The organism is Caproiciproducens sp. (genome assembly GCF_053840905.1).
In genome coordinates, this window is record NZ_JBNLXQ010000002.1 from 67,707 (window position 1) to 80,732 (window position 13,026).

Annotated in this window: 14 protein-coding genes; 4 read left to right on the forward strand and 10 right to left on the reverse strand. The window is 54.2% G+C overall.

Translation table 11 applies throughout. The features are described from left to right. Positions 1-4 precede the first annotated feature (4 nt). The 6 genes from ACQGQ5_RS02030 to cysK all read right to left on the reverse strand — a co-directional run bounded on the left by ACQGQ5_RS02030 (position 5) and on the right by cysK (position 6,179). Positions 5-472 (reverse strand): MarR family winged helix-turn-helix transcriptional regulator, encoded by a 468-nt coding sequence (locus tag ACQGQ5_RS02030; protein WP_455734936.1) that lies wholly within the window; start codon positions 470-472, stop codon positions 5-7. 286 nt (positions 473-758) lie between these two features. Then, the gene (locus ACQGQ5_RS02035; protein WP_455734937.1) at positions 759-1,604 is read right to left on the reverse strand and encodes a P-loop NTPase; all 846 of its coding nucleotides are present in this window, start codon (positions 1,602-1,604) and stop codon (positions 759-761) included. A gap of 197 nt (positions 1,605-1,801) precedes the next feature. Beyond that, the gene (locus tag ACQGQ5_RS02040; RefSeq protein WP_455734938.1) at positions 1,802-2,758 is read right to left on the reverse strand and encodes an NAD(P)H-dependent glycerol-3-phosphate dehydrogenase; all 957 of its coding nucleotides are present in this window, start codon (positions 2,756-2,758) and stop codon (positions 1,802-1,804) included. 70 nt (positions 2,759-2,828) lie between these two features. Continuing rightward, on the reverse strand, positions 2,829-4,259 hold the full coding sequence (locus ACQGQ5_RS02045) for a HAMP domain-containing sensor histidine kinase (RefSeq protein WP_455734939.1): 1,431 nt from the start codon (positions 4,257-4,259) through the stop codon (positions 2,829-2,831). Beyond that, positions 4,237-4,929 carry a response regulator transcription factor gene (locus ACQGQ5_RS02050; RefSeq protein WP_455734940.1) on the reverse strand — a complete coding sequence of 231 codons (693 nt, stop codon included), beginning with the start codon at positions 4,927-4,929 and terminating at the stop codon, positions 4,237-4,239. Before ACQGQ5_RS02050 ends, ACQGQ5_RS02045 begins: the two co-directional genes overlap by 23 nt. A gap of 320 nt (positions 4,930-5,249) precedes the next feature. Further along, the gene (gene cysK, locus ACQGQ5_RS02055) at positions 5,250-6,179 is read right to left on the reverse strand and encodes a cysteine synthase A (protein ID WP_455735136.1); all 930 of its coding nucleotides are present in this window, start codon (positions 6,177-6,179) and stop codon (positions 5,250-5,252) included. A 289-nt stretch (positions 6,180-6,468) separates the two neighbouring features. Between cysK and ACQGQ5_RS02060 the strand changes: the two genes are divergently transcribed. Together ACQGQ5_RS02060 and ACQGQ5_RS02065 are read left to right on the forward strand one after the other, a co-directional pair. After that, entirely contained in the window at positions 6,469-6,903 is a 435-nt protein-coding gene (locus ACQGQ5_RS02060) for an RrF2 family transcriptional regulator (protein WP_455734941.1), read from the forward strand. Beyond that, positions 6,900-7,331 (forward strand): RrF2 family transcriptional regulator, encoded by a 432-nt coding sequence (locus ACQGQ5_RS02065; protein WP_455734942.1) that lies wholly within the window; start codon positions 6,900-6,902, stop codon positions 7,329-7,331. The genes ACQGQ5_RS02060 and ACQGQ5_RS02065 overlap by 4 nt, the downstream gene beginning before the upstream one ends. A gap of 89 nt (positions 7,332-7,420) precedes the next feature. On the opposite strand, the gene ACQGQ5_RS02070 is transcribed toward ACQGQ5_RS02065, so the two are convergent. The 4 genes from ACQGQ5_RS02070 to ACQGQ5_RS02085 form a co-directional block, all read right to left on the reverse strand. Next, the gene (locus ACQGQ5_RS02070) at positions 7,421-8,230 is read right to left on the reverse strand and encodes an ABC transporter ATP-binding protein (RefSeq protein WP_455734943.1); all 810 of its coding nucleotides are present in this window, start codon (positions 8,228-8,230) and stop codon (positions 7,421-7,423) included. Then, a complete protein-coding gene (locus tag ACQGQ5_RS02075; RefSeq protein ID WP_455734944.1) occupies positions 8,208-9,125 on the reverse strand; it encodes an ABC transporter permease in 918 nt (305 codons plus the stop codon). Before ACQGQ5_RS02075 ends, ACQGQ5_RS02070 begins: the two co-directional genes overlap by 23 nt. Positions 9,126-9,146: 21 nt before the next feature. Next, positions 9,147-10,202, reverse strand: a complete 1,056-nt coding sequence (locus tag ACQGQ5_RS02080) for an ABC transporter substrate-binding protein (protein WP_455734945.1) — start codon at positions 10,200-10,202, stop codon at positions 9,147-9,149. A 460-nt stretch (positions 10,203-10,662) separates the two neighbouring features. Then, on the reverse strand, positions 10,663-11,025 hold the full coding sequence (locus ACQGQ5_RS02085) for an MmcQ/YjbR family DNA-binding protein (RefSeq protein ID WP_455734946.1): 363 nt from the start codon (positions 11,023-11,025) through the stop codon (positions 10,663-10,665). A gap of 304 nt (positions 11,026-11,329) precedes the next feature. Here ACQGQ5_RS02085 and ACQGQ5_RS02090 point away from each other — a divergent pair, with 304 nt between their 5' ends. Continuing rightward, positions 11,330-12,133 carry a motility protein A gene (locus tag ACQGQ5_RS02090; protein WP_455734947.1) on the forward strand — a complete coding sequence of 268 codons (804 nt, stop codon included), beginning with the start codon at positions 11,330-11,332 and terminating at the stop codon, positions 12,131-12,133. Between the two features lie 15 nt (positions 12,134-12,148). Then, positions 12,149-12,976, forward strand: a complete 828-nt coding sequence (locus ACQGQ5_RS02095) for a flagellar motor protein MotB (RefSeq protein WP_455734948.1) — start codon at positions 12,149-12,151, stop codon at positions 12,974-12,976. The last annotated feature ends 50 nt before the right edge of the window (positions 12,977-13,026 follow it).

Consider the following 13,026-nt stretch of genomic DNA (forward strand, 5'->3'; position numbering starts at 1 on the left):
TTTGTTATAATCCTTTCCCCTGGTCCGCCCGGAAATTTTCCATAATACCGTGCAGCTTATTGACAAGCCGGGTCAGCTCCGCGGTATCCTCCGGTCCCAGCTCTTCCATCACTCTGTCGAACCAATGCTGGAACTGCCGATGGGTCTTTTCAAGCTGTTCCGCTCCCTTTTCCGATAATTTCACATAGACGACCCGCCGGTCGCTTTTCGCCGTGATCCGTTCCACCAGCTGCTTGTTTTCAAGGGAGTTCAGCATTTGAGAAACGGCGGGCCTGCTCATTTGCGCCGCCCTGCTCAGGTCGGTGGCCTTCGCTCCGGGACGGCTTTCGCCCGCTTCCTGTGTCAGCCGCCGAATCGTAAGCAGCGTAAAATACTCGCCCCGGGATACGCCCTCCATCGGCGGTCCCCACGCGTTCTCCCTTTTCAGGCTGTGCATTGCCCGAATCAGTTTCTCCTTTTCCGCCTGGTCCATACATTCGCTCTCCTTTGTTCCATTCATGAATATTAAGTGCATTAATAGTTAACTGCATGAAACATTATTATACGCAATCTTTTTGATAAATCAAGACCCTTTTTTCACTTTTAACGCATTGTTTACAGACTATCCATATATTTACCGGATTCTGGCAAGTTATGACGCAGAAAAAAATACCCGCTCAAAACCGGCGGCAATTTGAAAAAAAGACAAAAAAAACATTGCCTCCCCCCGCCGAAAGCGGGAGGAGGCAACGAAACGAGTTTCTCCGTATGAACGTATATTAAGATTTTGCCGGCTGCCGCTCGACCGCGTCGGCGGCGGCTTCCAGCCACTGCGCGTTGACCAGCTCGACCAGACCGGAATCGCAGTTTTTCGCGACCTCGGGGTCAAGCGGGCACTTACCCAGAACCTTCAGACCGAATTTTGCGGCGATCTCTTCCACGTGGCTCTCGCCGAAGGGCTTGATGATCCCGCCGCAGTCCGGGCACTTGACATAGCTCATATTTTCCACAATACCGACAATCGGCACATTCATCATTTTCGCCATGTTCACCGCTTTGGCCACAATCATGGAAACAAGCTCCTGCGGAGAGGTGACAATGATGATGCCGTCCAGCGGAACGGACTGGAACACGGTCAGCGGCACGTCGCCGGTCCCCGGAGGCATATCGACAAACATGTAGTCCACGTCCGTCCAGATCACGTCCGTCCAGAACTGCTTGACGGTGTTCGCGATGATCGGGCCGCGCCAGACGACCGGCGCCGTTTCCTCTTCCAGCAGAAGATTGACGGACATGACGTCGATCCCGGTCTTGCTTTTGACCGGAAGCAGGCCGAGTTCGCTTCCCATGGCCTTCTGGTGAAGGCCGAACGCCTTGGGGATGGAGGGGCCGGTGACGTCCGCGTCGAGGATAGCGGTGTGGCTGCCGCGGCGGTTGAGGAGGACGGCCAGCATGGAGGTCACCATGCTTTTGCCTACGCCGCCTTTTCCGCTGACTACGCCGATCACTTTATTGATTTTACTCATTGCGTTTGGGGCTTCCAGAAAATCGGCCGGGCCGCCGGCGCGGGAAGGGCAGTCCTCGCCGCAGGAATCGCAGTTATGCGTACAATTTTCTTCGCTCATGATCATCATCCTTCATTTCAAAATACGATTTGCGGCAAGCCGCAGAATCCAATCCATAGAACAGATATATTGTAAAATTATATACTAAATTTGTCAACTTTATCCCTGAAATATTTAAAAAACAGGCCGACACAGCAGCCTGTTTTTAAATATTCCCGCCGCGGCGGGAAGGATATCGGCGGTATCGCCCGGAACAGTCAGAACTCCATTTTCAGACTGCGCAGGAACAAATCCGAAAGCACCGTTTTCGGCTCCTTCTTCCCGTTGATCACCACATCCACCGCGCGGCAGATCGGCAGTTCCACCCGGTACTCTTCCCCCAGCCGCAAAAGCGCCGTGGTGGTCGCCACCCCTTCGGCCAGCTCGCCGTAGCTTTCTCCCCTGACGAACAGCTCGCCGAACCTGCGGTTATGGCTGAACTCGGAAAAGACGGTCGCCTCGTAATCGCCCAGGTGGCTGAGGCCGTAAGCGGTAATTTCATTGCCGCCCATCGCCTGGATCAGGCGGGCGATCTCCCTTGTCCCGCGGGACATCAGGGCGCCCTTCAGCGCGGTGCGGTTCAGCCCGTCCAGCATTCCGCCCGCAATGCCGATGACATTTTTGGCGGCCGCGCCCACCTCGTTGCCCAACAGGTCGGTCCCGTAATAAAAGCGGATCAAATCGCTTGAAAACGCCTTGACCAGATATTCCTTGATCTCCATGCTGTGGCTGTCAATGACCATGCAGTTGGGGATTCCCCTTACGAAATTCTGCACATGTCCCGGCCCGACCCAAATGGCGCAGGGCACCTTCGGCGCGTATTCCTCCGCAATCTGCGTCAGGCGCCTGCCCGTTCCCGCTTCCAGCCCCTTCATGCAGAGCACAATCGTTTTGCCGCTCAGGCTGAGCGCGGACAGCTCCCGCATCAGCGAGCGAAAGCTCTGCGCCCCGACGGAAACCACCAGGATCTCCGCAGTACCCACCGTTTCGGCGAGATTTTCCGAAAGAACGATCCCTTTATTCAATGTAACCATTCCATTGGCGCGCGTCTCGAGAAGCGTCTTCATTTTCTGAGAGCCCGCGCGCCCATAGAGGGTAACACGATGATTCAATCTGTCAAGATACCACGCCAAAAAGCTGCCCCATCTTCCGCAGCCGATGACCGATATATCCATTCCATCGCCTCCTTTTTTTATTATACCATGATTGCCCGGTTTTTTACAGCAATTCCCCCCGAAGCCCGTCTCACAGCATTTCCAGCTCGAACCAGAACACGCTTCCGCCGCCCTCCCGGCTCTGCACGCCGTACGCGCCGCCGTGCATATCGAGAATGGCCTTTACAATGGAAAGCCCCAGCCCCGTGCCGATCTGGGCGCGCTTATGCGCCTTGTCCACCTTATAGTAGCGGTCCCAGATATCGTTGAGTTTGTCCTCCGGAATTCCCTCGCCGGTGTCGCGGACGGAAATTTTCACTCTGCCGTCCCGCACCAGCTGCGTAATTTCAACGACCTTGTCGCTCCCTGTGTAGGTGATGGCGTTGTTTACCAGATTGTAGACGACCTGAGAAATTTTCAGCTCGTCGGCGCTGACCGTCACGTCCTCGTCGGCGTGAAAGGTGATGTTGTAATCCGTCAGCTTGGAATAGCGCTGCAGAATCGTCCGGATGCTCTGCGTCAGATTGAAATCGGCCCTGCTGAGCGGCTGGGTGCCGGACTGCAGCTTGGAAATATCGAGGACATCGTTGACCAGCGTGGTCAGGCGTGTGGCTTCGTCGATGATGATCTGTACGTTTTCCGGGGTGTTTTCCCCGGGCAGATCGCGCATGACCTCGCTGTAGCCGGTAATCATGGTCAGCGGCGTGCGCAGGTCGTGGGAAATATTCGCGATCAGGTCCCGGCGAAGCTCTTCCGTTTTGGAAAGCTCCTTCGCCGCGTAGTTCAGGGTCTGGCCCAGCTCCGATATCTCCCTGTAGCCCGTCTCATCGAAGGACACGTCGTATTCCCCGGTACCCAGGACCTTTGCCGCCTCGTTGATTCTGATGATCGGCTTCGAGATTTTTTTGGACAGGAACAGCGCAAGCAGAAGGGACAGAACCAGCATGACGACGGTGATGCAGACAAGCTGAATCCGCAGGGTGTTTACGGTGGAATCGATCGGCGAAATCGTGGAATTGAGCAGCACCATTTGGCGGGTGCCGTCCTTTTTCTCCACAATCTGCGCGTAGATAATGCTTTCCACGCGCGGCGGCTCAAGCCTGCGCTGATAATTCTCCACGCTGAAATCGCGCGTCAGCCGCTCAAAGTAAGTACCGCCCTGCGCTTTCGTCACGGCGTAGACCTGCGCAAGATTGAAAAGGCTCAGGCGGCTGATGACGCTGTTCGGCAGGGAATCTTCCTTATAGTAGATCACTCCGTTCTGGTCGGAGACAATAATGCACATCTGATTTCTCTGCGAAAGGTTCTGCACCGTTGCGGACAGGTCGCCGGAATCGATGTTTTTCGCGATCGTCTGGGCGGACGTCCTGATTTCCCGGGTTTTAATCGCTTTGTAGAAGCTGTTCAGAAAGACCACCTGGAACACCCACAGCAGAACCAGGATCACTGCCGTAAAACCGGCGAAAGAGGCAAAAATGCGCCATTTGATTCCGATGCTCTCAAAGTGTTCTTTCAACTTCAAAGCGGTAACCCACCCCTCGTAACGTAACAATGAACTTGCTGTATTGCTTCAGGCTGCGGCGAAGCAGCTTGATATGGGTATCCAGCGTGCGGTCGTCCCCGTAAAAATCATAGCCCCACACATTGGTAATCAGCTTTTCCCGCGTCAAGGCGATATTCTTATTGTTAACAAGGTAGAAAAGAAGGTCGTATTCCTTGGGGGACAGGTCCACCTTTTCCCCGTCCACGGTGACGATCCGCCCCGTGAAGTCGACGGTCAGGCCCTCAAACCGCTGTATTTCCTTCTGAGCCGCGGCGCTTTCCGGGCTGGCGCGCTTGATGATGGCGTGAATCCGCAGCATCAGCTCCTTCGGGGAAAACGGCTTGACGACATAGTCGTCGATCCCCAGCTCAAACCCGTGGATTTTGTCGTATTCCTCGCCCCGTGCGCTGAGCATCAGGACGGGCGTGGCGCTGTATTTGCGAATTTCCCGTACGGCGGAAAATCCGTCCAGCTCCGGCATCATGACGTCCATCAGGATGATGTCGAAATCGTTGGGGTGGCTGCGGCAAATGGAAACCGCCTCCATACCGTCCCCGGCTTCGGTGACGGTATGCCCCTCAAACGTGGCATATTTTTTAATCAGTTCCCGGATCTTTTCCTCGTCGTCCACTACTAAAATATGATACAAGCCGTCCGCCTCCGCTTTTCCTTCATTTTATACGTCATCATTATAAAAGATCATTGTGAAGACTTTGTGACCGTTCCACGTTCGTTTGCTACAATTCCCCGCGGAACGGGACAGCTTTATTGTACCACAGATTCTGCTCGCAGGAACAGTGTTTTATGCAATAATAACACCGCTGCCGAAACCGAAGCTTTCGAACGGGTCCCGGGAGCATGGAGCCGTGGTACGCCCCGTTTCCGGAGGCCGGAGACAAAGAAGCTGCGGCAGACGAATGAAATCTGCCGCAGCTTCCTGGTAATGTATATGGATACTTGGGGTATGAATTAGTCAAAAACGCCTGTGGAGAGGTAGCGTTCACCGGTATCCGGCAGCAGCGCCACAATCAGTTTCCCCTTGTTTTCCGGACGTTTTGCAAGCTGGGTCGCTGCAAACGCGGCGGCGCCGGAGGAAATGCCGACGAGCAGTCCTTCGCTGGATGCGAGGTGCCTGGTGGTCGCGAAAGCGTCCTCATTGGCAACAGTAATCACTTCATCCAGAATGTCCGTGTTCAGAATGTCCGGAACAAAGCCCGCGCCGATGCCCTGAATCTTGTGCGGCCCGGATTTGCCTTCGCTGATGACCGGAGAAGCAGCGGGCTCCACGCCGACGATCTTTACGTTCGGATTTTTGGATTTCAGGTATTCGCCGACGCCGGTAATGGTGCCGCCCGTTCCGATCCCGGCGACAAAAATATCGACTTTTCCGTCGGTATCGCGCCAGACTTCGGGCCCGGTCGTCTCGCGGTGAATTTTCGGGTTCGCCGGGTTCACAAACTGCCCGGGAATATAGGAATTCGGAATTTCTTTCGCAAGCTCATCCGCCTTTGCGATCGCGCCTTTCATGCCTTTGGCACCCTCGGTAAGAACCAGCTCGGCCCCCAGAGCGGCAACCAGCCTGCGGCGCTCAACACTCATGGTTTCCGGCATGGCAAGGATCAGGCGGTAGCCCTTCGCCGCCGCCACAAAGGCAAGGCCGACGCCGGTGTTGCCGCTTGTCGGCTCAATGATGGTGGTATCCTGATTGATCAGCCCTTTGTCCTCCGCGTCCTTGATCAGCGCGTAGCCGATTCTGTCCTTAACGGAAGAAAGAGGATTGAAGTATTCCAGTTTTGCCGCAACGGTTGCTTCCAGGCCCTTTTCCTTTTCATAATTCGTCAGTTCCAAAAGCGGAGTATTTCCAATCAGTTCGGTCAAATTCTTAGCGATAGACATAATCATCTCTCCTTAATTCATGATATGAAAGGCAACAAATTTTTTTGGGGCATCAACCTGTTTGGCAAGCTGCAACAATAAATATTGCGCCCCGCTCTGAGAAAAAACAGCCGGTTCACCAACATCCCCCCAATCAATATTAAACATATCTATTTACTAATATATTCAATTTGACCTTATTATAGAACTCATATATGATAATGTCAATAGGAAAAGTGATATTTTTTATTGCAACGGTTGTGAAAACATAGTATCCTATTTTATAAGGAATTACAAAATAAGGAGTGGCCTAATGAAACTTTCTACAAAAAGCCGCTACGCGCTGGAAGGAATGCTGTATCTGGCGGCCTACGGCGATGAAAAACCGCTGAGCATCAGGGAATTGTCCTCGGGGATTCAGGTTTCGGCAGCATATATGGAGCAGATCTTTTTCAGTCTGAAAAAAACCGGGCTGGTGTCGACCATGCGCGGCGCGAAGGGCGGCTTTATCCTGAATCGGCCGGAGGACGAAATCACCGTCGGCAAAATCATTCGCGCGATGGAAGGCAATATGGTGCCGGTCGGCTGCGTGGGCAGCCTGTCCTCCTGCAAAAGCAAGGTGCGGTCAAGCTGTATCAGCCGGAACGTATGGGTGCGGATTTCCACGGCAATCTCCGATACGGCCGACAGTCTGACCCTGCGGGAACTGAAGGAAAAATATATCGCGGAAAACGGAGGGCGCCCATGAAAATCTCGACAAAAGGAAGATACGGGCTGCGCGCCCTGATCGACCTTGCCATGAACAGCGGCGAGGGTTGTGTCTCCCTCTCCGAAATTTCCCAGCGGCAGGACCTGTCCCTCAATTATCTGGAAAGCATTTTCGCTTCCCTGAAGCGCGCGGGGATCGTCATCGGAATCGCGGGCGCGCAGGGCGGCTATGTGCTGGCGAAGCCGGCGGAGGAAATCACCCTGCGGGACATTATGGCCGTGCTGGAGGGCGACATGTCGGTTTACGACAATCTGGGAGAAAGAACCAGCATCCGCAGCTTTCTGAACCGCAGCGTCTGGGACGTGATCGACCGCAGCGTGGACGAGGTCCTGACCGGCACCACGCTCGGGGACGTGCTCAAGGATATTGAAGCCCGGCACCTTTCCGCGGACTGCTCGGAACTGTAATATCCGCCTGTAAAAAAAGGAACGCCCATGGACTGAAACCAGTTCGGCGGAGCGTTCCTTTTCTTTATTTTATTGGATCCGCGTTCCGGTCAGTTCCCGACCTCAATGCTGATTTCGTTGAATTTATCCGTCAGGTCCTTGACGGCCAGCGCGTTTTTCCGCTCTCCGGCGGCATCGACCACAATCCCGCCGCGGTGCATCATCACCAGCCGGTCGCCGTAATTGACGGCGAATTTCAGATTGTGCGTGACCATCAGCGTCGTCAGCTTCTTTTCACGGACAAACCGTTCCGTGAGCTCCATGACGTTTTCGCTGGAACGCGGGTCGAGCGCCGCGGTGTGTTCGTCGAGGATCAGAAGATCGATCGGCGTCATGGTGGAAATAAGCAGCGCCAGCGCCTGACGCTGGCCGCCGGAAAGGCTGGCGACCGGCAGGTCGAGCTTCTCTTCCAGACCGAGCTTTAACAGCTCCAGCTGAGAACGGTAAAAATCGATTTTCCTTTTATTCACCCCGGGCTGCAGCCCGAAGGAACCGCCCTTATTGTCCGCAAGCGCCATATTTTCCAGAATGGTCAGCTCGGGACAGGTCCCCTTCGACGGGTCCTGAAAAACACGGCCGATAAATTTGGAATGCCGGTACTCTTTCAGCCGGCTGATTTCCCGATGGTTCACGGAAACGCCGCCGCTGTCAACGGCGATGCTCCCGCAGAGGATGTTGAGGATGGTGGTCTTTCCGGAGCCGTTGCTGCCGATGACGGAAACAAACTGTCCCTTTTCAATTTCCAGATTGAAGTCGTTGAACAGCACCACCTCGTTGACCGAACCGGGGTTGAAGGTTTTATAAATATGCTTCATGCTGACGAAGCTTTCACCCGTCTCAGATTTGGGTCGGATTGACATTTTGCTTTTTCCCCCTCCCCATGAACATATTGTTGGATATCAGCGCGACGGTGAAAAGGACCGCCATCAGCAGCTTCAGATAATTGGTCGGCAGGCCGAGCTGCATGGCGATCACAAGGCACGCCTTATAAATAACGGCGCCCAGGATCGCCGCCGTGGTGGCCTTCATCAACCTGACTTTCCGGAACAGGTTCGTACCGATAATCACCGAGGCAAGCGCCATTACCACCATGCCCGTTCCGCTGGCCACGCTGGCGGACTCCGTCTGCTGGCTTAAAATGCTTCCCGCCAAAGCCGTGCAGCCGTTGCCGATGGCAAGGCCGATGACCTTCATGGTTCCGGGGTTCCTGCCCAGAGAGGTGACATACTGCGCGTTGTCCCCCGAAGCGCGGAGCAGCAGGCCGGATTTGGTCTTCAGGTACCCGTCCAGCAGAAGCTTCACAAGGACGCAGGAAACTGCCGCGACGACCACCACCCGGTAATTTTCCGGAAGGCCGCCCGCCAGCAGGCCGGAAAGCCCGGAATTAAAAATGGTGTTTTTGTCGTAAAACGGCATCACCGCGCTGCCTTTGGTAATGACAAGGTTCACGCTCCAAAGTCCGGTCATCACGAGTATACCGGAAAGGAGGTCGGTAATCCCCAGCCTGACGTGCAGGAAGCCCGTCAGGCAGCCCGCGGCGGCGCCGCAGACAAAGGCAAGCAGGCACGCCAGCCAGGGGTCGGCTCCGGCGGTAATCAGCGCCGCCGTCACACACGCCCCGAGCGGGAACGTCCCGTCGACCGACAGGTCCGGGAACCCCAGAACGCGGTAGGTGATGTATACGCCGACGGCCATGATCCCGTAAATGAAGCCCTCTTCCAGCACATTGACAACCAGGCCCAGAATGATATCCATGGAGCGTTTACCAGCTTTCTGTTATTTTGTTACCGCCGCGGCGCCGGAGTATTCCGGCGGCAGGGTCAGGCCGAGCTGATCCATGACCGCTTTGTTGTAGACGGGGGTGCAGTCCTTGACCATATAAACCGGCGTTTCGGAAGCCTTCGCTTCCCCTTTCAGGATCTTCGCCGCCATTTCCCCGGTTTCCCTGCCCAGGGCGACATAGTCGATGCTCTGGGACGCGAGGCAGCCGTTTTTCACCTGCTCCTCTTCCGAACCGAAAACGGGGATGTTGGCTTTTCCGGCCGCCTGCAGGACGGAGGAAAGATTGTCGACGACATTATTATCGGTAAAATTATTGATGCAGTCGACGCCCTTGGAAACGGCGGTCGCGGCCGCGGCGGCAACCTCGGAGGCGTTGGTCACGCCGACGTCGACAACTTCAAAGTTGAATTTCGGGGCAAGCTCCTTGAACTGCGCAAGCTGGGAAACGGAATTCGGCTCGCTGGTGGTGTACAGGATACCGATTTTTTTCGCATCCGGCAGGAACGCGCGGATCATTTTGATCTGCTGCTCAAGTGGAAGCACGTCGGACGAGCCCGTGCAGTTGACTTCCGGCTTTTCGTTGGATTTGACGATTCCCGCGGCGACCGCGTCGGAAACGGCGGTGAACACAACGGGGATATCGGTGCTTTTTGCCATGCTGTACGCGGACATGGCCGCCGGGGTGGCGATTCCCATAATCATGTCATATTTCTTGGAAACCATGTTTTTCGCGATCAGGTCGCCGTTCGCGATATCGCCCTGCGCGTTTTGGAAATCGACGGTGATATTCTCCCCGTCCCTGAGTCCGGCTTCTTTCAGGCCCGCCTGAAACCCGGTGTAGCAGTTGTCGAGCGAGGGATGCGTCGCGTACTGAATGACGCCGATCCTGAAATTTTTCGCCGCGCCCCGGCTCTGCGCCTCCGAACCGGCCGAGCTCGCCGCGGAGCTTGCCGCCGCACCGGACGAACACGCCGTAAAGGAAGCCGCCAGCGCCGCTGCAAGGACCCCCGCCATGATTTTTTTGACTGTATAATAAAATCTGTTTTTCATTGTCGTTTCCTCCTGAAAGTTAAGTTGTTTCGTTTTTGCCGCGGTTGATTGACACAGCCTCGCCATCGTATCCCGTACATTGCCATTTCCGTCACTCCTTAACCTTAGTTTGGAAATAAAAAAAGCCCTTGCCCCTGAAAACAGGGACAAGAGCATTCGCTCCTGTGGTACCACCCAAATTGACGGTTAAACCGCCCGCTTTTTCCATACACGACTTTCCATGATGTATGCTTCCTTAGTAACGGGCGAAGTTCCCGTCAAAAGCTACTGGGCAGAGCCAACCGCTCCGCTTTTCATTTTGCCCTCATAAGTCCATTCAGCCTGCCGCACTCCTCCGCAATCCCACCATCTGCGGCTCTCTACGCGAGCGATCTGCCTGCCTACTACTCTTAATCATCGGTTTGTGGTTTTTATTCTCTTTGACAGCTATTATATGCAAAACGCGGAGACTTGTCAAGCACTATTTTTTTCTTTTCACGGTCGGCCTGATGAGATCGTAGCTCTGACCGATCCACGTGTAAATTTCCTGCTCCGGAACGGAACCGTCCACCTTTACGGTATTCCAGTGCACCTTGTTCATATGATAGGCGGGCGTCACCGCGGGATAGGCGCCGCGCAGCAAATCGGCAAACATCGGGTCGCACTTCAGATTGATGTTGACGGCCCCGCCGCGCTCATAAATAAAGGCAAAGGCTTTTTTGTTGGCCCGGTGCCGCAGAACGGCCCACGCCTGCGCCGACCCGGGATCGTCGTCAAACGGATAATCCTCATACGCGCCGGGAAAGGTCAGGCAAAATTCGATCAGCCCGCGTTTTGTCAGCATATCGCAGTCCCCCACTTCATTTAGCACCTTGAAATATTCCCCATGATGTATTCCGAAAAACTATTCAAATTGTAAGCGATTTTCCTGTAAAGTCAAGAGGATTCCGGCCGATATAAAGATTATATAAAGAAAAAACATTCCTTTCGCAGGGACTACATATTTATGTAATCCTGTCGATATTTAGTATAGAAGAGGTTTCATCCTTGTCAGATAATACGGTAAAAGAATTATTATTCTGAATTGGAAATGGGCTTCTTTCTGCATTTTGTTCGACACGCATTTTAAGATATCGGAGGAATTTCGTTTGGATATTTCAGTTGTTTTGGGAATTGTGGTTTCGTTTGGCGCTTTGATTTTGGGATATACGCTGGAGCACGGAGTGCTGAGTTCCCTTTTTCTGCTGAGCCCCTTCGTTATTGTTTTTGGCGGTACCATGGGCGCCGTTATACTTTCCTACAAGCTGACCGATATTCTGTCGGCGTTTAAGTCCCTGGTGGGTACGTTTTCCAATAAATCTCTGGGAAATCCTTCCAAGGTCATTGAAAAAATCACCTTTATGGCCGACGCCTGCCGTCAGGGAGGAATCCTGAAGCTGCAGGAGCTGATCAACGACTCCGAGCTGGACAGCAACGAATTTCTGGTTTTAAAATCCGGCATGGTGCTGGCGCTGGACATGAAGTCCGACGAGGAAATCCAGTACGCCCTGGAATCCAACATCCGCGCCTATACGGCGCAGAAGCAGATGGAAATATCCGTATTTACCAGCGCCGCGGGCTTCTCTCCCACCATGGGCGTAATCGGCACCGTCATGGGACTGATCCAGGTGCTGTCGAACATGACCGACGCGGCGGCGCTCACAGCTTCCATCGGCGTCGCTTTCGTCGCTACGCTGTACGGCGTCGTGCTGGCGAACCTTGTGTACCTGCCCTTTGCCAGCCGCCTGAAAAGCGTTCTGAAGCGGCAGCAGATTTTAAGGGAAATGATGACGGAGGGAATCTGCATGATCGCGCGCGGAGAATCTTCCCGCAGCATCGAAAATAAGCTTTCCGTTTATTACCAGCTGTTTCCGCACGGTGATAAGAAGTATAAGGAAGGTATCGAGAAATAAATCAGGGGGAAACATATGGCTATTAAAAAGCATGTTGCTTCAGAGCATGAAGAAGAAGAAAACAGCGAGAGATGGCTTCTGACCTATTCCGATATGATTACCCTTCTGCTCGCTTTATTTATTATTCTCTATTCCATGAGTACCGTCGACGCGAAAAAGGTCGCAAAAATGGCTGAGAATTTCGGCATGGCGATGGGCAACAGTTACTCCACAAGCGCCAACGGGGCGGGAACCGGAACCGGGACAGGCACAGGCACCGGAACAGGGACAGGGACTGGCACCGGGACTGGAACCGGCACAGGGACGGGAACCGGTACGGGCACAGGTTTTGGCGGATCCGCGGTAAATCCCGACGCGCTGGATCAGGTTTACGACGTGCTGGAAAACTATGTTCAGAAAAACAGTCTGCAAAATTCGGTCGGGCTGGTCAATTCGGACACCTATGTGAAGATCCATCTGAAGGACACGCTGATGTTTGTTCCGGACAGCCCCAAAATGCTGCCCTCCAGCGAACCGGTGCTTCACGAGATCGAAGGCGCCCTGTCGCAGGTATACGACCGCATTGATTACATTACCATCAGCGGGCATACCGCGGACGTCGGCGAACATACCATCGCGAGCGACCAGGTTTCCTGGCGGCTGTCCACGGAGCGCGCCATCACGGTGATGAACAGCTTTGTCAGCTACGGAATGAAGCAGGACAAGCTGTCGATACAGGGCTTCGCCCATTTTTCGCCGATCGCTTCCAACCTCAACGAGGAAGGCAGGGCCAAAAACCGCAGGGTAGAGATCACCGTGGTGAAAAACCCTCCTGCCGGTAAAACGGAAAGCAAGGCAAATTAAAGGGAATCTTCCTCTGTATAAAAATCCACAGTCGGTACAGAATATTAAAA